20 protein-coding genes are annotated in these 19808 nt (G+C 63.0%); 11 read left to right on the plus strand and 9 right to left on the minus strand.

Annotation, left to right across the window (positions count from 1 at the left end):
* The first annotated feature begins 240 nt into the window (after positions 1-240).
* From rnr to rpmG, 3 genes are all read left to right on the plus strand, one after another.
* Positions 241-2475, plus strand: a complete 2235-nt coding sequence (gene rnr / locus ASD04_RS01775; RefSeq protein WP_244488221.1) for a ribonuclease R — start codon at positions 241-243, stop codon at positions 2473-2475.
* Between the two features lie 3 nt (positions 2476-2478).
* Complete coding sequence (locus ASD04_RS01780; RefSeq protein ID WP_056251652.1) at positions 2479-2868, plus strand: DUF983 domain-containing protein; 390 nt, start codon at positions 2479-2481, stop codon at positions 2866-2868.
* A gap of 243 nt (positions 2869-3111) precedes the next feature.
* Complete coding sequence (rpmG, locus tag ASD04_RS01785; RefSeq protein ID WP_056233989.1) at positions 3112-3279, plus strand: 50S ribosomal protein L33; 168 nt, start codon at positions 3112-3114, stop codon at positions 3277-3279.
* A 390-nt stretch (positions 3280-3669) separates the two neighbouring features.
* On the opposite strand, the gene ASD04_RS01790 is transcribed toward rpmG, so the two are convergent.
* Both ASD04_RS01790 and ASD04_RS01795 read right to left on the minus strand, forming a co-directional pair.
* Complete coding sequence (locus ASD04_RS01790) at positions 3670-5040, minus strand: PleD family two-component system response regulator (protein ID WP_056251656.1); 1371 nt, start codon at positions 5038-5040, stop codon at positions 3670-3672.
* A 92-nt stretch (positions 5041-5132) separates the two neighbouring features.
* Positions 5133-5504, minus strand: a complete 372-nt coding sequence (locus tag ASD04_RS01795; protein ID WP_056233995.1) for a response regulator — start codon at positions 5502-5504, stop codon at positions 5133-5135.
* A 128-nt stretch (positions 5505-5632) separates the two neighbouring features.
* Between ASD04_RS01795 and ASD04_RS19570 the strand changes: the two genes are divergently transcribed.
* The 7 genes from ASD04_RS19570 to ASD04_RS01830 all read left to right on the plus strand — a co-directional run bounded on the left by ASD04_RS19570 (position 5633) and on the right by ASD04_RS01830 (position 11345).
* A complete protein-coding gene (locus ASD04_RS19570; RefSeq protein ID WP_162245091.1) occupies positions 5633-5881 on the plus strand; it encodes a DUF3572 family protein in 249 nt (82 codons plus the stop codon).
* A 3-nt stretch (positions 5882-5884) separates the two neighbouring features.
* The gene (locus ASD04_RS01805; RefSeq protein ID WP_056251662.1) at positions 5885-7210 is read left to right on the plus strand and encodes a DNA polymerase IV; all 1326 of its coding nucleotides are present in this window, start codon (positions 5885-5887) and stop codon (positions 7208-7210) included.
* A complete protein-coding gene (locus ASD04_RS01810; RefSeq protein WP_056234006.1) occupies positions 7207-7665 on the plus strand; it encodes a RidA family protein in 459 nt (152 codons plus the stop codon). Before ASD04_RS01805 ends, ASD04_RS01810 begins: the two co-directional genes overlap by 4 nt.
* Before the next feature lie 62 nt (positions 7666-7727).
* Entirely contained in the window at positions 7728-8486 is a 759-nt protein-coding gene (locus tag ASD04_RS01815) for a glycerophosphodiester phosphodiesterase family protein (RefSeq protein ID WP_056251665.1), read from the plus strand.
* A 130-nt stretch (positions 8487-8616) separates the two neighbouring features.
* On the plus strand, positions 8617-9744 hold the full coding sequence (locus ASD04_RS01820; protein WP_244488240.1) for a GNAT family N-acetyltransferase: 1128 nt from the start codon (positions 8617-8619) through the stop codon (positions 9742-9744).
* Between the two features lie 55 nt (positions 9745-9799).
* Entirely contained in the window at positions 9800-10924 is a 1125-nt protein-coding gene (locus ASD04_RS01825) for a hypothetical protein (protein ID WP_056251667.1), read from the plus strand.
* Between the two features lie 4 nt (positions 10925-10928).
* Complete coding sequence (locus ASD04_RS01830; RefSeq protein ID WP_056251670.1) at positions 10929-11345, plus strand: HIT family protein; 417 nt, start codon at positions 10929-10931, stop codon at positions 11343-11345.
* A 10-nt stretch (positions 11346-11355) separates the two neighbouring features.
* On the opposite strand, the gene ASD04_RS01835 is transcribed toward ASD04_RS01830, so the two are convergent.
* From ASD04_RS01835 to proS, 3 genes are read right to left on the minus strand one after another with little or no spacing between them, the layout of a single operon-like run.
* Positions 11356-12042: an ABC transporter ATP-binding protein gene (locus ASD04_RS01835; protein WP_056251673.1), complete on the minus strand. Its 687-nt coding sequence runs from the start codon at positions 12040-12042 to the stop codon at positions 11356-11358.
* Positions 12035-13357 (minus strand): ABC transporter permease, encoded by a 1323-nt coding sequence (locus ASD04_RS01840; RefSeq protein ID WP_082530965.1) that lies wholly within the window; start codon positions 13355-13357, stop codon positions 12035-12037. The genes ASD04_RS01835 and ASD04_RS01840 overlap by 8 nt, the downstream gene beginning before the upstream one ends.
* Before the next feature lie 59 nt (positions 13358-13416).
* A complete protein-coding gene (gene proS, locus ASD04_RS01845) occupies positions 13417-14766 on the minus strand; it encodes a proline--tRNA ligase (protein WP_056251678.1) in 1350 nt (449 codons plus the stop codon).
* 326 nt (positions 14767-15092) lie between these two features.
* Here proS and ASD04_RS01850 point away from each other — a divergent pair, with 326 nt between their 5' ends.
* Positions 15093-15467: an MmcQ/YjbR family DNA-binding protein gene (locus ASD04_RS01850; RefSeq protein WP_056251681.1), complete on the plus strand. Its 375-nt coding sequence runs from the start codon at positions 15093-15095 to the stop codon at positions 15465-15467.
* Here the strand turns inward: ASD04_RS01850 and ASD04_RS01855 are convergent.
* The 4 genes from ASD04_RS01855 to nuoN all read right to left on the minus strand — a co-directional run bounded on the left by ASD04_RS01855 (position 15430) and on the right by nuoN (position 19798).
* Positions 15430-15678 (minus strand): DUF1467 family protein, encoded by a 249-nt coding sequence (locus ASD04_RS01855; RefSeq protein WP_056251683.1) that lies wholly within the window; start codon positions 15676-15678, stop codon positions 15430-15432. The two genes, ASD04_RS01850 and ASD04_RS01855, sit on opposite strands and share 38 nt — an antisense overlap.
* 95 nt (positions 15679-15773) lie before the next feature.
* Positions 15774-17447, minus strand: coding sequence for a ribonuclease J (locus ASD04_RS01860; protein WP_056251686.1), 1674 nt, complete (start codon positions 17445-17447; stop codon positions 15774-15776).
* 74 nt (positions 17448-17521) lie between these two features.
* Complete coding sequence (locus ASD04_RS01865) at positions 17522-18352, minus strand: biotin--[acetyl-CoA-carboxylase] ligase (protein ID WP_056251691.1); 831 nt, start codon at positions 18350-18352, stop codon at positions 17522-17524.
* Complete coding sequence (nuoN, locus tag ASD04_RS01870; RefSeq protein WP_056251693.1) at positions 18353-19798, minus strand: NADH-quinone oxidoreductase subunit NuoN; 1446 nt, start codon at positions 19796-19798, stop codon at positions 18353-18355.
* Positions 19799-19808 lie beyond the last annotated feature (10 nt).

Consider the following 19808-nt stretch of genomic DNA (forward strand, 5'->3'; position numbering starts at 1 on the left):
AGCATCTAACCACGATGTCATTCCGGCGAAGGCCGGAATCCATCCTGAGATGGCGCCGCGCACAGCAACGGTTGAAAGACCTGGGGATGGATCCCGGCCTTCGCCGGGATGACACTGTGGGTGGTGGTGCTTCAGGCGTCCCCCCCATTTGCCGAACCGCCCGCCATCCCCTACATATCCCCCAACATGAAAATCGCAAAAACCACCAAAAAACCCCGCAATACCTCCGGCCCCCGCCGCGTGACATCCCCGCGCGCAGCCGAATTGCCCAGCCGCGAACAGCTGCTCGAAGCCCTGGCCCAGCAATCCGACATCAAGGGCAAGCGCGATCTCGCCAAGGTTTTCGGCATCCGCGGCGACATGCGCCGTCCCTTCAAGGCCATGCTGGCCGAGTTGGAGGGTGAAGGCGTCATCACGCGCACGCGAAAAGCCTTGCGCCGCACCGCCGCCCTGCCCCATGTCACCGTGCTCGATATTCCCGCCGATGCCGATCCCGACGATCTCCACGCCTATCCGGCGCAGTGGAACGAGGAGGAAGGCGACAAGCCGCGCGTCACCGTGCTCGGCGGCCGCGACGCCCGCATCGTCCCCGCCCCCGGCGACCGCATCCTGGCTCGTATCGATGCCGGCGAAGGCGAGGTGCCACACTACACCGCCAAGGCGATGAAAATCCTCGACAAGCCGCGTCGCGGCCAGATCGGCATTGTCCGCATGGACGAGGACGGCGCCCGCCTCATCCCGGTCGATCGCAAGCAGAAGGAAATGCGCATCCCGCTCGGCGACCTGCTCGATGCCAGGGATGGTGATCTCGTCGAAGTGGAGGTCAAGCTCTCCGGCCGCCTGATGATCCCGCGCGCCAAGGTGACAGCGGTCATCGGCAATCCGGCCTCGGAAGGCGCGGTCAGCCTCATCGCCATCCACAATCTGGAAATCCCCTACAATTTCCCCGCCTCCGTCATCCGCGAAGCCGAAGAGGCCAGCGAAGCGACCCTCAAAGGCCGCGAAGACTGGCGCGATATCCCGCTCATCACCATCGACCCGTCAGACGCCAAGGACCATGACGACGCCGTCTATGCCCAGCCCGATACCGATCCCGCCAATCCCGGCGGTCACATCGTCTATGTCGCCATCGCCGATGTCGCCGCCTATGTCCGTCCCGGCACCGCGCTTGATCGCGAAGCCTATCTGCGCGGCAATTCGGTCTATTTCCCCGACCGTGTGGTCCCCATGCTGCCCGAGCGCATTTCCAACGAACTGTGTTCGCTGAAGCAGGGCGAACCGCGAGCCGCCTTGGCCGTGCGCATGGTCATGGGCGCCGACGGCAAGAAGCGCCGCCACAGTTTCCATCGCGTGCTGATGCGTTCGGCCGCCAAGCTCAGCTACCAGCAGGCCCAGGCCGCCATCGACGGCAATGCCGACGACCAGACCGGCCCCCTGCTCGACCCTATCTTGCGCCCGCTCTACGCGGCTTACGACGCCATGGCCACCGCCCGCGACCTCAGGGGCCCGCTCGATCTCGACCTGCCCGAGCGCAAGATCGTGCTCGACGACAGGGGCATGGTGAAGGATATCCGTATTCCCGAGCGGCTCGACGCCCATCGCCTCATCGAGGAAATAATGATCGCCGCCAATGTCGCGGCGGCCGAAACGCTGGAAGAAAAACGCACGCCCCTGCTCTACCGCGTCCATGACGAACCCTCATCGGAGAAGCTGCAGGCCCTGCGCGACTTCCTGGGGTCGCTGGACATCTCGATCAAGAAGTCTGACGCCGTTCGCGCCAGCGATTTCAACGGCATCCTCAGCCAGGCCCGCAAGGCCGGCAATGTCGAACAGGTTTCCGAAATGGTCCTCCGCTCACAGGCGCAGGCCGTCTACGACAATGAAAATCTCGGCCATTTCGGCCTCAACCTCGATCGCTACGCCCACTTCACCTCGCCCATCCGCCGTTATGCCGACCTCATCGTCCACCGCGCTTTGATCACGGCCCTCGGCCTGGGCGATGACGGTCTCAGCGAAAACGAAGCCCTGCGCCTGGCAGGCATCGCACAGCACATCTCGGCCACCGAGCGCCGCGCCATGCTGGCCGAGCGTGAAACCGCCGATCGGCTGCTCGCCCAATTCCTGGCGGCACAGATCGGCGCCCGTTTCGAGGGACGCATTTCCGGCGTCACCCGCTCCGGCCTGTTCGTCCGCCTGCTCGAAACCGGCGCCGACGGCTTCATCCCCGCCTCCACCCTGGGCGAGGACTATTATCGCTATGTCGAAGACCAGCAGGCGATGATCGGCGATCGCGGCGGCGAGAAATTCGCCCTGGGCGACCGCGTCACCGTGCGGCTGCTTGAAGCCGCGCCGGTCGCCGGTGCCCTGCGCTTCGAGCTGCTGTCCGAAGGCACGCGCGGCAATCCGTCATCTGGCCGGCGCGGCCAGAAGCGCCCATCTAGGTCTTACGGTCCCAGGGGCCGCAGAAAGAGGTAATAGATGGGTGCGAAAAGTCTTGAGGAGCGCAGCGTAGCTCAGGCCATGTGGCGCGGCACACTGTGCAAGTGTCCCCATTGCGGCAAGGGCCGCATGTTCCGCGCCTATCTCAAGGTGGCCGACCAGTGCGAAGCCTGCGGCGAGCAGCTCAATCTGCACCGGGCCGACGACTTCCCGCCCTATATCGCCATCATGATCGTCGGCCATCTGCTGGTCGGGCTCATGCTGCATATGGACATGGCCTACCACGTCAATCCGCTGACCTATCTCTACACCATGGTCCCGCTCGGCATCGTCCTGCCGCTGCTTATCCTCCCCTCGGTCAAGGGGTCTATAGTCGGCCTGCAATGGGCCAACCACATGTATGGGTTCGGTACCGGGCAAGTGGACTAACTGCCACGCCCTCGTGGTTCGAGGGTCGCTACGCTCCCGCCTCACCATGAGGGCTACTCTTGGTGCGGTGTTCCAGTAGCCCTCATGGTGAGGTGCGAGTTCTTCGCGAGCCTCGAACCACGAGGGCGTGGCACCAATGTAAGAGTACACTGCGACTTGACTTCCGGACCAAAATCCGTAGGTTGCGCCCAAATTCCGGCGCCGGGGAATCCGCGGCGCCTTTGTTATTGTGAGGACTGACCAATGGCCAAAGCCGCTTCCGTCAAGATCAAGCTCGTGTCGACGGCTGATACTGGCTACTACTACGTCACCAAGAAGAATGCCCGCACCCAGACCGAGAAGCTCTCGTACAACAAGTACGACCCGGTCGTGCGCAAGCATGTCGAATTCAAGGAAGCCAAGATCAAGTAATCTGGTCTCTGCTCCCTGCTGAAAAGCGCGAAAGCCCCGCATTGAAAATGCGGGGCTTTTTGCTGCCCGTTTTCCCGCAGGCGGGCTGTCGGTGCTAACAGTGTGCTAACGAATTCGCGCCATGTGTGGCGGGCTGTTGGAGCAAGAGTGGCTGGTCCGGAGCGGCATGTCGAAGAGGCCACTCTGTCCGCATCCGGACCAACCGCCCTACGGGACTCAGGAGTTGCGGCGGACCTGAGAGAAGCCGTAGGGAACCCTCAGCAACTGTCCCAAAATGGGTCACTCGCTGTGTTGGGGCAACCTACCGCTTGCCGGCGAAAACTCAAGGAATACCAGCGCCTAACGGCTGGTAAAGCTCTGTTAATTATAACAGATAACCCTAACGCGGGTTCAGGCGGCGTCGAACACCACGCGATTCCGCCCCTCGCGCTTGGCCCGATACAGCGCCACGTCGGCCCGCTTGATCAGCGATTCCGGCGTATCGGCGTCACTCTCGTTGAGTGTCACCCCGGCCGATACCGTCACCGATAGCGGCCTTCCGGCATTGACCTCGAAACTGCGCTCGGCAATGGATTGCCGCACCCGCTCGGCCACCAGTTCGGCCTGGCCGTAGTCGGTGTCGGGCATCAGGACGACGAATTCCTCGCCGCCGAATCTGCAAGCAAGATCAACGCCTCTGATGTTTCGCTTCAAGCGTGCTGCGAACTCCTTGAGCACCGCGTCGCCGATATCGTGGCCATAGCTGTCATTGACCGCCTTGAAGTGATCGATATCCAGGATCATCAGCGCCATGTCGCGCTCCTGGCTCTGCGCCTTGCCCAGCATGACGCCGAGATGGCGGTCGAAATAGCGGCGGTTGTAGAGCCCGGTCATGTCGTCGGTCACAGCTAAAGCCATGGTATTGTTGACGCTTTGGCGCAGCTCCAGCGCGTAGCGATGCCGGCGGATTTGCGTGCGTACGCGCGCCGCCAGCTCGTTGCGCTCCACCGGGCGCGAGATGAAGTCGTTGACCCCAAGATCGAGCGCCCGCACCACCTTGGGCTTGTCGGCCTCCTCCGACATCAGGATGATGGGCAGGTTGCGCGTATGCTCCAGCGTGCGAATCTGCGAGCAGACCCGCAGCGGGTCGAAATCTGTAAGGGCCATGGCCACCAGCGCCAATTCGTAATTGGCGCCAGTCACCTGGAACACCGCGTCGGCCGGCTGGATCAAGATATCCACGTCATGCTCAGGCGTGAGATAACCCTTGATGCGTTCGGCATGTCGCTGATCGGTGTCGACGATGAGAATGGAGCCGCCTGCCGTATTGATCTTGTCCATCGCCCGCATGGCGTCCTCGATGGCGATCTGCTGCCCGGTCATGGCGCGGGCGCGTAATTCATCGGTGAGCGACTTAAGCCGCACCAGGCTCTTGACGCGCGCCATGAGCTGCATGTCATCGACCGGCTTGGTCAGGAAGTCGTCGGCACCGACTTCGAGACCCTTCACCCGGTCGGAGGGCTGGTCGAGCGCCGTGATCATCAGCACGGGAACATGCTGGGTCCTCGGATTCGCCTTGAGCCGCCGGCAGACCTCGAAGCCGTCCATTTCGGGCATCATGACGTCGAGAAGAACGATGTCTATGTCGGAATTGTTAGCAATATCAATGGCTTGGAGGCCAGATGAGGCCGTGGAGACCTCATAGTATTCGGCGGTCAGCCGTGCTTCGAGCAGGCGGACATTGGTGGGGATATCGTCAACGATCAGTACGCGTGCAGTCACTGGTATAGCCCCGAAACCTGTCGCCGGCCGCAGGCGTCCCCCAGCGGCGTCGAGCGGGCTGACCGGGCAGGCAGGCGGGCTGGCTCTGCTGGTCAGGCCGGCCCAATGTAGCGGGCAATAGTTTCCAGAAAGTGAGGCACGGAGATCGGTTTGCTGATGTAACCCTCGCAGCCTCCTTGCAGAATCCGCTCTTCGTCGCCCTTCATGGCAAAGGCGGTGACGGCGATGACCGGGATATGGGCCAGGTCGTCATCGTCCTTGAGCCACTTGGTCACCACCAGCCCGGAAACCTCCGGCAGTTGGATATCCATGAGGATCAGGTCGGGATGGTGGGCGCGTGCAAGATCGAGCGCCTCCATGCCGTTGCGGGTCTGGATGACGGCATAGCCGCGCGATTCCAGCAGATCGTTGAAGAGCTTCATGTTGAGCTCATTGTCCTCAACGATCATCACAGTCTTTGGCATCGGTCCTTCCTCGCGCCGCTAAGGCGCTGGCGGCGCTTCGCTTTGCCGCCCTGTTGAGCTACCATGCAATCTCTTACAAAACACCAAATGAGGCTTCGGTGCCGCGTTCCGAGACAGTCGAAACTTCCTTGGCCACGCTGGCCGATTCCTGCCTCGGCTACCTTGCGGAAAACCCAGAGGAACTGCTGGCTTTCATGCAATTCGCCGGGCTCGACCCCGGCGCCCTTCGCCGTTCCGTCGGGACGTCCGCCCTTCAGCGTGGCCTCGTCGACTATTTTGCATCAAACGAACCGATTCTGCTCGCCCTCTGCGCAAATTCCGGCATGTCGCCCGAACAGTTCATGCGGGTATGGCATCGGCTCAACCCCTCGGGGTGATCCGTGGCCCTCGACTGGCTCTGTCGCGATTGTCTACACTACGGTTCCAGCGCTGCCGTCCCCGCCCGCTGCCCGGCCTGCGGCTCGCCGCGCCTGCGCAGCCATGAGGAACTGTTCAGGCTCTCCATCGCCCATGTCGATTGCGACGCCTTCTATGCCTCGGTGGAAAAGCGCGACGATCCCAGCCTGCGCGACAAGCCACTGATCATCGGCGGCGGCACGCGCGGCGTGGTCTCCACCTGCTGCTACATCGCCCGCCAATCCGGCGTCCGCTCGGCCATGCCGATGTTCCAGGCCCGCAAACTCTGCCCGGATGCAGTCATCATCAAGCCAAACATGGCCAAATATGTGGGCGTCAGCCGCCAGATTCGCCAGCATATGGAAGCCCTTACGCCGCTGGTCGAACCGCTTTCCATCGACGAGGCCTTCCTCGACCTCTCGGGCACCCAGGCCCTGCACAAGGCCCCGCCCGCTCTGGTGCTGGCCCGCTTTGCCCGCGCCATCGAAACTGAGATCGGCGTCACCATTTCGGTCGGGCTCAGCCACAACAAGTTCCTCGCCAAGGTGGCCTCCGACCTCGACAAGCCGCGCGGCTTCGCTGTCATTGGCCAGGCCGAGACCCTGTCTTTCCTGGCGCCCAGACCCATCAGCCTGATCTACGGCGTCGGCAAGGTCTTCGCCGAAACCCTGCGCAAGGACGGCCTCACCACCATCGGCCAGCTGCAGGACGAGCCTCCGGAAAAGCTGATGCGCCGCTATGGCGAAACCGGCGCCCGCCTCGCCCGGCTGGCCCGTGGCGAAGACAGCCGTCGCATTTCGCCCGACGGCGAGATGAAAACCATTTCGTCGGAAACGACCTTTCACAGCGATATCAGTGATCTGGATCAGCTTTCTACCGAATTGCTCAATGTCACCGAGCGCCTGTCCGAACGCCTCAAGGCCAAGGGCGTGGTTGGCGACACGGTGACGCTCAAGCTCAAATCGGCAGGTTTCCGCTTGCGCACACGCGCCCGGCATTTGATGATCCCGACGCAATTGGCCAATGTGATCTACGAAACCGGCCGCTCGCTGCTGGAGCGCGAGGTGGATGGCACCGCTTTCCGGCTGATTGGAATCGGTGTTTCGGGTATCGATACGGCCGACGGCAGCGATCCGGCCGATTTGCTGGAGCCCGCTATTGCCCGCAAGGCGGCCGCGGAGCGGGCCATGGACCGCGTCCGCAACCGTTTCGGCCGGGAGGCCGTGGTACGAGGCAAGCTCTACCGACAAAAGCCGGCGCCCCTGCCGGCAGAACCAGATGACGACCAGAACGAAGGCAAGAAAGAATGACCAGTCCGATCGAAAAGCTCCGCGAATATGGCTACGAACTGCCCGCGCCCAAGGCCCCGGTCGCCAGCTATGTCCCGGTGACGCGGACCGGCAATATCCTCTACGTCTCGGGCCAGATTTCGGCCGATGCGAATGGTGTGGTCACGGGCCTTCTGGGTGACACCATGAATGTCGTGCAGGGCGGTAATGCCGCCGAACTGGCCGCGATCAACGTACTCAGCCAGATCGTCCACATGGGCGGCGTGCAACTGGAAGACATCAAGCGCATCCTCAAGGTGACGGTGCTGGTCGCCTCGACGCCCGAGTTCACCGAGCAGCACCTGGTGGCCAATGGCTGCTCCAACCTGCTGGTGGGCGTGCTGGGCGACAAGGGCAAGCATGCCCGCGCGGCGTTCGGCGTCGCCTCCCTGCCCTTCGGTGCCGCGGTCGAGATCGAAGCGGTCGTCGAGGTCTGACCGCTACATCATCGTCACATTCCGGTGTCATTGAGGCACTGCAACCACGAGGAGGGCCATCCATGACCGAACCTCTGTTTCCCAATCCGATTGCGCATCGCGGCCTGCATGACCGGGCCAGCGGCATCATCGAGAACAGCGCCAGCGCCTTCGAAGCCGCCATCATCGCAGGCTTCACCATCGAATGCGACGTGCAGCTCAGCAGCGACGGCGTGGCGGTCATCTTCCACGACGATGACATGAAGCGCCTCCTGGGCAGGGACGGCGCTATCGCCGACTGCACCGTGGCCGAGATCACCAGTACCAAGCTGCTCGACAGCGCCGCCGGCGACTGTCCACAGAAGTTTACCGATTTCCTGGCTCAGATCGCCGGGCGGACGCTGTTGCAGATCGAGCTCAAGCATCAGCGCGATCCGGCCGGCACGCAATTGCTGGCGCGGGCCGTGGCCGAGGCGCTCAAATCCTATGAGGGGCCGGTAACGGTGGAATCGTTCGATCCCCACCTGCTCACGGCCATCCGCCAGTTCGGTTTTGCCGGCCCGCGCGGCATCATCACCTATGACTATGAGCCCAACGAGTGGGACGGCCACCTGACCGAGGAGCAGCGCTTCACCCTGCGGCACCTGCTGCATTGGCACGAAACGCAGTTCGATTTCATTTCCTGCGACAGGAACGCCCTGCAGCTCCCGGCCATCAGCTTCTGGCGGGCGCTGGGCAAGCCGGTGACCGGCTGGACCATCCGCTCGCAGGCCGAGGCGGATGCGGCACGGCCCTTTGCCGACCAGATCGTCTTCGAAGGCTTCGCACCCAAATCCGCGTGATCCGGCGCGGCACAAACCTTACAATGGTCGGCGAAAACGCCTATCTTTAGCCGACCATTGACTCCCGCCGGGATTTCCCTTGGCAGACCAGCCCACTTTTCGCGCCACCATCCATCCCAGCACGGCGAGTATTCCTGCCGCCGCGTGGAACAGCCTCGTACCCTCGACCGAGGGGCGGCCGGATAACCCATTCCTCGACCATGCCTTTTTTCTGGCGCTGGAAGAATCCGGCTGCGCCACGCGGCGCACCGGCTGGCAGCCGCAACATATCCTGCTGAGCGACGACAGCGGCCAGCCGCTCGGCCTCATGCCGCTGTTCCTCAAATCCCATTCCATGGGTGAATACGTCTTTGATCACGGCTGGGCCGACGCGCTGGAGCGGGCCGGCGGCAGCTATTACCCCAAGCTGCAATGCTCGGTGCCCTTCACGCCCGCAACTGCTCCCAAGCTGCTGGTGCCCTCGGGCGATCCGGCGGTCCGGGCCGCCCTGCTCTCGACGGCCCAGCAACTGGCCATCCAGCGCAATGCCTCCTCGGTCCACGCGACCTTCGTGCCCGAAGCGGAAGCCAACGAGATCGAAGCCGATGGCTGGCTCAAGCGCTTCGACACGCAGTTCCACTGGCACAACCAGAATTTTGCCAGCTTCGACGATTTCCTCGAAACCCTGTCGTCGCGCAAGCGCAAGACCATCCGCCGCGAGCGGCGCGATGCGCTGGCCGATGGACTGACCGTCAGGTGGCTTTCAGGCGCCGACCTGCGTGAAGAGCATTGGGACGCCTTCTATGCCTTCTACGAGGATACTGGTGCCCGCAAATGGGGGCGGCCCTATCTCAACCGCGAATTCTTCTCGCGGCTCAACGAGACCATGGCCGATCGCATCGTGCTGATGCTGGCTTATGACGGGGCCGAAGCCGTTGCCGGGGCGATCAATTTCCTCGGCAAGGACCGCATCTATGGCCGCAACTGGGGCTGCACGCGCGAGGTGCCGTTCCTGCATTTCGAGCTCTGCTACTACCAGGCCATCGACTATGCCATCGCCCATAATCTGGACGTGGTGGAGGCCGGGGCACAGGGTGAACACAAGCTGGCGCGCGGCTATGCGCCGGCCACGACCTATTCGGTCCACTGGATCGCCCATCCCGGCCTGCGCGACGCGGTGGCCGATTTCCTCGAACACGAGCGGGCATCGGTCGAGCATAACCAGGAACTGCTCGAGCAGTTCACCCCGTTCCGCAAGGGCGAGCGGACGGACTCATGAGGCGCGCCACGATCGCCACTTCCCCACCGCGTGCTTCCACATTAAACAGGATCCCATGATCTGGGACATTCTCGTATTCGTGCTGCAAGCCGCCCTCGTCTTCATCGTGTCGACGGCGCTGTTCGACGCGCTCCACTGGACGCTGCACAAATGGGAAGGGTCCAACATCCCGCTGCTGCGGACCTTCTCGTCCTGGCACTGGGTGCATCACAAGTTCCTCGGCCTCGATATGCAGATCAACCCGGCCTATGCCCGGGCCAATATCTGGTTCCATATCCTGCCCGAATACCTGACCTCCTTGGCGGGAACGCTGATATTCCTGCTGGTTTTTCCGTGGCCCCCGATCGCTGCCGTCGCCGCAATCCGTACCGCAATGCTGGTGATGACGCTGCGCGAGGAAGGGCTCGACTACAACCATATGTCGATGGATCGCGTCGGTGGCCAGCAGGGCCTGCTCTGGGTGGACAACAACTACCACGCCATGCACCACGTCTATCCGCACAACTTCTTCTCATCCTTCGCCAATGTGTTCGACCTGGTCTTCGGCACCACCTGTCAGATCAAGGGCCGGCATTTCCTCATCACCGGGGCCAGCGGCGCCTTTGGCTCGGCCATGGCGGACAGGCTGACGCAACTGGGTGGCGTCGTCGAAACCGCCAAGTCGGGCCTGGATTTCATGCCGGGCAACTACGCCGCCATGCGTGAGAAGCTGCAGCGGGCCGATGTGCTGGTGCTGGCCCATGGTGCCAAGACCGACGATTGCTGGAATGCCAACAACATCACCTTCCGCGAGCTGGCCGAGCTTTTCACCGAGATCGGCAAGACCCGCCTCGCCCCGCCCGAAGTATGGGCGCTGGGCTCGGAGGTGGAATTCCATGGCGACATGGGTATGGACGAGCTCAAGGCCTATTCGGCCTCCAAGCGCGCCTATGCCCTGCGCGCACGGGACTATTACCGCTCCGACGCGCTGATCTACCGCCACATCGTGCCATCCTCCTTCACCTCGGCCATGGGCAAGGGGGCGATGAGCGCCGCAACGGCGGTCAATATCGCGCTGTTCTTCATCCGCCGCGGCTTCCGCTACGTGCCGGTGACGCTCACAGGGCTTGCGGTACTCAACTACTTCCGTTTCCGATTTTTCCAGAAGGACCAGCCGGACCTGTCCCAGCCGGCGGAATGACCCCATGAGCTACGATCCGTCCAACATTTTCGGCAAGATCCTGCGCGGCGAAATTCCCGCACACCGGGTCTATGAGGACGATACGGTACTGGTGATGATGGACATTTTCCCGCAGTCGCGCGGACATTGCCTGGTCATTCCCAAGGCGCCGTCACGCAACCTGCTCGATGCCGATCCGGCGACGCTGTCGGCGGTGATGCCGCTGGTGCAGAAGGTGGCCAAGGCGGTGAGGGCAGCGACCGGCGCCGATGGCATCCGGCTCGCCCAGTTCAACGAAGCGCCGGCCGGGCAGACGGTGTTCCATCTGCATTTCCACGTCATTCCGGTTTACGAGGGCGTTGCTCTCGGCGCCCATGGCGGTGGCAAGGCCGACGATGCCGAGCTGGCGGCGCTGGCAAGGGATATTGCAGCGGCACTCTAGGCACCGTCGATCACAAAGTGTGGTCGACCACCAACCCACCCCTCAACGTCACGATCCGGTCGGCCCGCCGCGCCAGGTCGTGGTTATGCGTGGCGATGAGTGCGGCCGCGCCTTCGTTCTTGATCAGGCCAGCCAGCGCGGCGAAGACCACTTCGCTGGTTTCCGGATCGAGATTGCCCGTAGGCTCGTCGGCGAGGATCACCTTGGGATGATTGGCGGCGGCGCGGGCGATGGCGATGCGCTGCTGCTCGCCGCCGGACAGTTCGGCCGGCCGGTGGCTGGCGCGCGGCGCCACGCCCAGCAGATCCAGCAGTTCCATCGCGCGCTTATGGGCCTCGGCCGATGACTTGCCCGCGATGAGCTGCGGCATGGTGACGTTTTCGAGCGCCGTGAATTCGGGCAGCAGGTGATGGAACTGATAGACATAGCCCACGGTCGAGCGGCGCAACTGGGTACGGCCGCGATCGCCGAGCTTGCTGGTGGGAATGCCCATGATCGCCACTTCGCCGCTCTGCGGGCTTTCCAGCAGGCCCGACAGGTGCAGCAGGGTCGACTTGCCGGCCCCAGATGGCGCCACCAGCGCCACCAGCTCGCCGCTGTTGACCGTGAGGTTGGCCGCTTCCAGCACGCGGACGATGCTTTCGCCCTGCCCGTAGTGGCGGTGAACGTCGGTCAGAACCAGATGCGGCTTATTCATAACGCAGGGCCTCGACTGGATCGTATTGGGCGGCGCGCCAGGCCGGATAGAGCGTCGCCAGGAAACTCAGGCCCAGCGCCAGGCACACCACCACCGTTACTTCCACCGGGTCGGTCTTGGAGGGCAGCGAGGACAGGAAGAACACTTCGGGCGGGAAGATCGCCACGCCGAGCGTGTTCGATACGAAGGCCCGCAACGGCTCGGCATTGGCAGCGACGATCAGTCCGAGCACCAGGCCACTCAGCGTGCCGATAAAGCCGATGGTGGTGCCGGTGATCGAGAAGATGCGCATGATGGAACCGCGCGTGGCGCCCATGGTGCGCAGGACAGCGATGTCGCTGCTCTTGTCCTTCACCAGCATGATCAGGCTGGAAATGATGTTGAACGCCGCCACCAGGATGATCATGGACAGGATGGTGAACATCACCACCCGCTCCACCTGCAGAGCCGAGAAGAAGGTCTCGTTGCGCTGCTGCCAATCGGTCAGGATCAGCGGGCGGGTCGATGGATCGGCCTGCAGCCGCTGGCGCATCACCGCGATATTGTCGGGGTCGGTGATGAAGATTTCCGCAGCGGTCGCCTGCCCGACCCGGTCATAATATTGCTCGAGCTGCTCATTGGTCAGCGGCGGGTCAAGCGGGCCGGCCCTGGGCAGTTCCACGCCCGGCTTCAGCACCTCTTTGGTCAGCTTGAAATAATCCTGCGCCGGCTCGAGCGGCATATACATGAAGAAGCTGTCGAACTCGACCATGCCCAGTTCGAAGATGACATTGACCGGATAGGACCGGATCTGTGGCGTCGAGCCGAATGGCGTCATCGCCCCGTCCGGATTGATGATCTGCACCTGGTCGCCCAGCGACACGCCCAGGGTCTGCGCCAGCCGGTAACCGATGGCGATGCCCTTGCTCTCGTCCCATTCGTCCCAGCCGCCCTGCTCGGCGGCATTGTAGAGCAGCTTGAGCTTCTTGAGATTTTCCTCGTCCATGCCGCGCACCGTGACGCCGGTGGAACTGCCCTGCCCCGAGGCCAACACCTGGCCCTCGACGAAATAGACGGCAAAGCTCACGCCATCGATCTGCTCGAGCGCCGCCACCGTCTCCTTGTAGTCGGTGAATTCACGCTCGATCGGATAGGCGGTGAAGTGGCCGTTGAGGCCTAGTATCTTGGTCAGCAGCTCGGCGCGGAAGCCGTTCATCACCGACATGACGACAATCAGCGTGGCAACGCCGATGGCGACACCAACCATGGTCAGGCTGGCGATCACCGAGATGAACGCCTCCTTGCGGCGGGCGCGCAGATAGCGACCGGCGATCATCCATTCGAAGCGCGAAAAGGCGCGCGTGCCTTTGTTCAGCAGAGGCGGCGCCGTATCGGTCAAATGTCGGTCTTTCGCTGCGGTTCGATGAGGCTCTTGAGCCGCGCCACGGCATCGGCGATCGGCAGCGCCTCGCGCTCGCCGGTCTTGCGATGCTTGATCTCGGCCTCGCCGGAGGCCAGGCCGCGCGGCCCCAGGATGATTTGATAGGGAATGCCGATCAGGTCCGCCGTGGTGAACTTGGCCCCGGCGCCCTGGTCGCGGTCATCGTAGAGCATGTCGATACCGGCTGCGTTCAGCTCGTCATAGAGCTTGCCACAAGCGGCGTCACAGGCTGCGTCGCCCGCCTTGAGGTTGATCAGTACGGCCTCGAAGGGCGCCACCGAAACCGGCCAGACGATGCCGGCATCGTCATGGAACGCTTCGATCAGCGCCGCAACCAGGCGGGTCAGCCCGATACCATAGGAACCCATATGCACGGTGATTTCCTTGCCATCGAGACCGGTCACGGTCGCCTTCATGGGCTCGGAATACTTGGTGCCGAAGTAGAAAATATGGCCGACTTCGATCCCGCGCGCCGAAACCCGGAATTCTTCGGGCACCGCCGCTTCATATTCGCCCGTATCGACCATTTCCTCGGTCGCGGCATAGAGCGAAGTCCAGTCCTCAAAGATCGGCCTGAGATCGCCACGGAAATCGGTATCGGGCCCGGGAATGGGCTTGTCGAGCAGGCGCTTGTCGCAGAACACGGCGCTTTCACCCGTATTGGCCAGCACGATCCATTCATGGCTGAGATCGCCGCCAATGGGGCCAGTATCGGCGCGCATCGGAATGGCCGTCAGCCCCATGCGGGCATAGGTGCGCATATAGGCCACGAACATCCGTTCATAGGCCTTCACCGCGTCTTCCTTGTTGAGGTCGAAGGAATAAGCGTCCTTCATCAGGAATTCCCTGGACCGCATCGTACCAAAGCGCGGGCGCACCTCGTCGCGGAACTTCCACTGGATGTGGTAGAGGTTCAGCGGCAGGTCCTTGTAGGATTTTACATAGGCCCGGAAGATGTCGGTGATCATCTCCTCATTGGTCGGGCCGTAAAGGAATTCGCGCTCGTGCCGGTCCTCGATGCGCAGCATTTCCTTGCCATAGGCGTCGTAGCGCCCGCTTTCACGCCACAGGTCGGCCGACTGGATGGTGGGCATCAGCAATTGCACCGCGCCGGAGCGGTTCTGCTCCTCCTCGATGATCTTCTGCACCTTCATCAGTACCTTGTAGCCCAGCGGCAACCAGGAATAGAGGCCGGAGGCCTGCTGGCGGATCATGCCGGCACGCAGCATCAGGCGGTGCGAAACGATTTCGGCTTCCTTGGGAACGTCGCGCAGCACTGGCAAAAAATAGCGGGACAGGCGCATGTGAACTCCCGAAAACGTCCATCGACTCAAGGCTTTTGTTGATGCCCACTCAAATCCTACTCGTCCATCCGATGCAAGCATGGAAGGCATGCAGAATCTGCGTGACAGGGCGAAATCTTGTTGTTAGGGTCCCTCACAATAAAACAAAGGTGGCTCAAACCGCCGGACGTCGACAACGTCAAGGGAGGAGCGTTGGCTGCCGCTTAAGTAGCGTGCCTAAGACCAACGTATTGTCGAACAAACTCTTTTCAGCGGGGCCTTGTGCCCCGCTTTTTTGTTTCCGATGGCGAAGATAAGCTGGCGTGGGTATTTCGAGGAGGTTGGGCATGGCTGATGGAGCCGATCTCAGGCGCATGGCTCTGGCCCTGCCCGGCACAACCGAGGCCCCGCATTTCGACCGCGCGGCCTTCAAGGCGGACCGCATCTTCGTCACGCTCGATTCCAGCGAGCGGACGGCAAACTTCAAGTTCACTCCCGATGAGCAGGAATTCAAATGCCAGCTCGCGCCTGAAGTCTTTAAACCCATCGACAACGGCTGGGGCCGTCAGGGCTGGACGACGGCCATGCTGGCCGAGGCAACCCCGGATGACCTGCAGGCGGCGCTGGAAATGGCCCACGCTCACGCCGTGGGCAAGCCCAAGCGGAAGCGCTCGGACGGTCTCGTCAGCGGTTCCAGTAGTGGTGCAGAGTCTCGTTGGTGAGCCCCCACAGCAGCAGGGCCGTCATGACGATGGCGATGCCGGTGGCGATCAGCGCCCGGCGCAGCAGGTGTGGCGTGGCGGGTGCGGCGGGCTCGGTGCCGGCCGTGACCTTGCCCACCTCGATCTGGCTGCGATTGCCGATCGGCAGAACAGCGACAAAGCTCAGCCACCAGATGACGAAGAAGACGGCGATGATGGAGCCGATCTGCATGGGCGTTCCTCGCTAAAGCTGCATCCCTCAATACGCCCCGCGGACCTCCCACGAAAGCGGGAAGTCCGGTTCCTATTGCCGCAGCCGTCCGGCGATCAGACCCGATGCACGAAGACCGAAACGTTGGGCTTGCGGCCCCAATAGGCGTTGACCTCGTTGCGGATGGCCTTGAACAAAGCCGAGTTCAGCACTTCGGTATCGCTGCGGCGCTTGGGCGGCATCGATTTGAGCACGCCGGCAATGGTGTCCTCCACCAGTTCGCTCAGCGATTCATCCTCGGTCTCGGGCAGGCCCTCGATGACGAGATCGGGGCCCGAGACGACCTGGCCGCCGCCATTGACGGCAAGGCTGACCACGACATGGCCGCCGAAAGACAGGCGGCGGCGGCCTTTGACGCCGGACTCTTCGGGGGTGCAGAGCACCAGGCCGTCGAGATAGAGCTCGCCGGTGCGCACTTCGGCCGGGAAGGCCATCGGTTCGGGGAACAGGCGCACCAGATCGCCGTTGCGGGTCTCGCACACGGTGGGGATGCCGCAATCGCGACCCAGCTTGGCATGGGCCTCCAGATGCACCGCTTCGCCATGCACCGGCACCAGCACTTCGGGCTTTACCCAGCCATAGAGCTTGCGCAGCTCATCGCGGCGCGGATGGCCGGTGACGTGAACGAGGCCGTCATTCTGGGTGATGACCTCGACGCCCTTGTCGATCAGCCGGTTCTGGATATCGATGACTTCGCGCTCATTGCCGGGAATGGCCCAGGACGAGAAGATCATGCGGTCCCCGGCATTGAGATCGATCACCGGATGCTCGCCGCGCGCAATGCGGGCGATGGCGGCGCGGGCTTCGCCCTGGCTGCCGGTGCAGATCAGCACGATCTTGTTGCGCGCGATGGTCTTGTAGGCGTCCTGGTCGAGCAGCGGCGGCAGGCCTTCGAGCATGCCGAGCTCGCGGGCAATGCCCATGATGCGGTGCAGCGAGCGGCCGGACATCACCACCTGGCGGCCTGCCTTTTCGGCGGCCCGGACGATGGAGATGACGCGACCGACATTGGAGGCGAAGGTGGTAACCGCCACGCGGTTGGGTGACTCGGCGATCATCGCGGCGAGGTTGGCCGCGACTTCGGCTTCGCTGGGGCTTTCGCCGTCCTTGAGCGCATTGGTCGAGTCGCAGACCAGTGCCAGCGGCGTGGAGGTGTCTTCGCCGATCTTCTGCAGCCGCGCCACGTCGGTCGGGGCATTGCCGACGGGAGTCGGGTCGAGCTTCCAGTCGCCGGTATGCAGCACGCGACCGATTGGCGTGGTGATCAGCAGGGCGTTGGATTCGGGGATCGAGTGAGCGACGTTGATCGCCTCGATGGTGAAGGGGCCGACCGAGAACGGCTTGCCCGGGCGCATGATGGTGATGTCGACATTTTCGACGATGCCATCCCCTGCCCGCTTGGCGGCCAGCATGGCTGATGTGAACGGGGTGCAGAAGACCGGCTTTTCAAAGCCCGGCCACAGGTCGAGCACGGCGCCGTAATGGTCTTCGTGGCTGTGGGTGAGGATCAGGCCAAGCACGTCGTCGGCGCGTTCCTCGAGGAATTCCGGGTTGGCCATGATGAGCTCGATGCCCGGCAGGTCCGGCCCCCCGAAGGTCACGCCGCAATCGACCACGATCCATTTGCGCGAGCGTTCCGGCCCGAAGCCGTAGGCGCCCATATTCATGCCGATTTCGCCGACGCCGCCAAGCGGTACGAAGACGAGTTCATCCCTTTGGTTTTTAGCCATGGGTCAGTTCAGTCCTTTCGCGCGCAGCCGCCGGAGCGATCATTGGTCGCCGGTCGCCTGCGCAAGTGTTGTGGTCAGCTCCGGGCGCTGGCCGTTGCCCCAAAATGTACATCGCCCGCCGTGATGGCGATGCGACGGTTGTCGTCGGCGCGGACGATCAGGCGCCCCGCGTCGTCGATGGTTTCAAAAATTCCGCGCAGCACGTCGCCGTTCTGGTTGACGGCGACCGGTGCGCCAATGCCGGCCGCCGAGGCACGCCAATGGGTCAGGACGTCGCCAATGCCGCGGCCATCATTCCACATGCCGAAGGTTTCCACCCAGGCATCACCAAGCGCCTCGAAGACGTCTTCCGCCGTTCTGGTGACGCCGAGTTCGGCAAGGCTCGTCGCGGGATAGGGCAGGCCCTGTGGCGCGGCCACGACATTGACGCCGAAACCGATTGCCACGGCATGGCGGCCATCGGGTAGCTTGCTGGCCTCAAGCAGTATCCCGGCCAGCTTGGCGCCGTCGGCCAGCACGTCATTGGGCCATTTGAGCGCGATGCGGGAATTGCCGCCGAGCGCGTCTGCACCATCGATGCCGATCTTGACCAGGCCCTCCGGCAACATGGCCGAGAGCGCGCGATTGAGGGATACGCCGGCCACGAAACCCAGCGTTGCCGCCAAGGTGGGATCGGCCTCGGGCACAATCAAGAGCGTGGCCGCCAGGTTGCCATGCGGACTTTCCCATTGTCGGCCGCGGCGCCCCCTGCCCGCCGTCTGCTGGCGCGCTGCGAACCAGATACCGCCGGGATCGCCGGCATTGGCCGCTTCGATCGCTTCGGAATTGGTGGAGCCGACAGCATCATAGCCGCGCAGCCGGTAGCCGGCCGCGCGCGCTATGGGTCCGAGGGCGAAATCCGTCACCTAGAACAGGCTTCCGGCGGCAGTATGGGCAAAGCTGGCCAAGGGACTGCCGACGGTAAAATAGTAGGTGACGAGGAGGAAACCACTCAGGCCCATGATGATGTTGAGTTCGGCGGGCACGGCCTCGAACTTGGCGACCGGTTCGTCGAAATACATGATCTTGATCACGCGCAGGTAGTAGAAGGCGCTGACGGCCGAAGCCAGCACACCGATAACCGCCAGCACGTAGAGCTGCGCGTCGATGGCGGCCAGGAAAGCGTGCCACTTGGCGAAGAACCCCGCGAGCGGCGGCATGCCGATCAGCGAGAACATGATGATCGCCATGATGGCGGCAACGAAGGGCCGAGTCTGGGCGGCGCCGGCCAGGTCGCTGATGTTTTCCACATAGCCGGCTTCGGTCCGCAGCGACAGGATGCAGGCGAACAGCCCCACCGTCATGGTCACGTAGATGGCCATGTAGATGGCGACACCCTCGACGCCGACCTGCGTCCCCGACGACAGGCCAACCAGCGCGAAGCCGACATGGCCAATGGAGGAATAGGCAATCAGGCGCTTGATCGACTTCTGGCCGATGGCCGCGAAGGCCGCCAGCACCATGGAGGCGATGGAGAGGAAGATGACGATCTGCTGCCAATCGTGGCTGATGCCCTGGAACGTGTCCATCACCAGCCGTACCATCAGCGCCATCGCGGCAACCTTTGGCGCCGTGGCGAAGAAGGCGGTGACCGGGGTCGGGGCGCCTTCATAGACGTCTGGCGTCCACATGTGGAACGGCACGGCCGAAATCTTGAATGCGACACCGGCGAGCAGGAAGACCACGCCGAAGATCAGGCCAATGGAACGACCTTCGCTGGCGATGGCGAGTACGATTTCCTGCAGGTTGGTATGGCCGGTAAAGCCATAGATCAGCGAGGCGCCATAGAGCAGCATGCCGGAGCTGAGGGCGCCGAGCACGAAATATTTGAGGCCCGCTTCGGTCGCCTTGCTGTCATCGCGCTTGATGGCGGCGAGGACATAGAGCGACAGCGATTGCAATTCGAGGCCGACATAGAGGCTCATCAGGTCATTGGCCGACACCATGGCCATCATGCCAAGTGTCGCCAGCAGCACGAGAATGGCATATTCGAACTTGTGCGTGCCGTGTTCCTCGGCGCGCGGCAAAGCCAGCAGCAGCGAGAAGGCCGAGCCGCCCAGCACCAGCACCTTCATGTAGCGGGCAAAGCTGTCCCCGATGAAGACGCCGTTGAACAGCACGCCCTCCGATGGCGCGAACAGGATCAGGGCGGCGACGGCGAGCAGCAGCAGCACGGAGGCATAGGAAACAAGGATCGAGCGTTCCTTGTTGATCGCCACGCCGCCCATCAGCAGGACCACCGCACCCAGGGCCAGAAGCATTTCCGGATAGGCGGGAGCCAGGCTCGCGAAATCGATAACGTCTGAGTTCACGGGGCTTTAC

This window comes from Devosia sp. Root436 (genome assembly GCF_001426345.1).
Lineage (GTDB): Bacteria > Pseudomonadota > Alphaproteobacteria > Rhizobiales > Devosiaceae > Devosia.

Bases quoted from the DNA above. Each gene is read 5' to 3' on its own strand.
- ASD04_RS01780 (WP_056251652.1), top strand. From the start codon at position 2,479: ATGGGTGCGAAAAGTCTTGAGGAGCGCAGCGTAGCTCAGGCCATGTGG.
- rpmG (WP_056233989.1), top strand. From the start codon at position 3,112: ATGGCCAAAGCCGCTTCCGTCAAGATCAAGCTCGTGTCGACGGCTGAT.
- ASD04_RS01795 (WP_056233995.1), bottom strand. From the start codon at position 5,504: ATGCCAAAGACTGTGATGATCGTTGAGGACAATGAGCTCAACATGAAG.
- ASD04_RS01810 (WP_056234006.1), top strand. From the start codon at position 7,207: ATGACCAGTCCGATCGAAAAGCTCCGCGAATATGGCTACGAACTGCCC.
- ASD04_RS01815 (WP_056251665.1), top strand. From the start codon at position 7,728: ATGACCGAACCTCTGTTTCCCAATCCGATTGCGCATCGCGGCCTGCAT.
- ASD04_RS01825 (WP_056251667.1), top strand. From the start codon at position 9,800: ATGATCTGGGACATTCTCGTATTCGTGCTGCAAGCCGCCCTCGTCTTC.
- ASD04_RS01830 (WP_056251670.1), top strand. From the start codon at position 10,929: ATGAGCTACGATCCGTCCAACATTTTCGGCAAGATCCTGCGCGGCGAA.
- ASD04_RS01835 (WP_056251673.1), bottom strand. From the start codon at position 12,042: ATGAATAAGCCGCATCTGGTTCTGACCGACGTTCACCGCCACTACGGG.
- ASD04_RS01840 (WP_082530965.1), bottom strand. From the start codon at position 13,357: ATGATCGCCGGTCGCTATCTGCGCGCCCGCCGCAAGGAGGCGTTCATC.
- proS (WP_056251678.1), bottom strand. From the start codon at position 14,766: ATGCGCCTGTCCCGCTATTTTTTGCCAGTGCTGCGCGACGTTCCCAAG.
- ASD04_RS01850 (WP_056251681.1), top strand. From the start codon at position 15,093: ATGGCTGATGGAGCCGATCTCAGGCGCATGGCTCTGGCCCTGCCCGGC.
- ASD04_RS01855 (WP_056251683.1), bottom strand. From the start codon at position 15,678: ATGCAGATCGGCTCCATCATCGCCGTCTTCTTCGTCATCTGGTGGCTG.
- ASD04_RS01860 (WP_056251686.1), bottom strand. From the start codon at position 17,447: ATGGCTAAAAACCAAAGGGATGAACTCGTCTTCGTACCGCTTGGCGGC.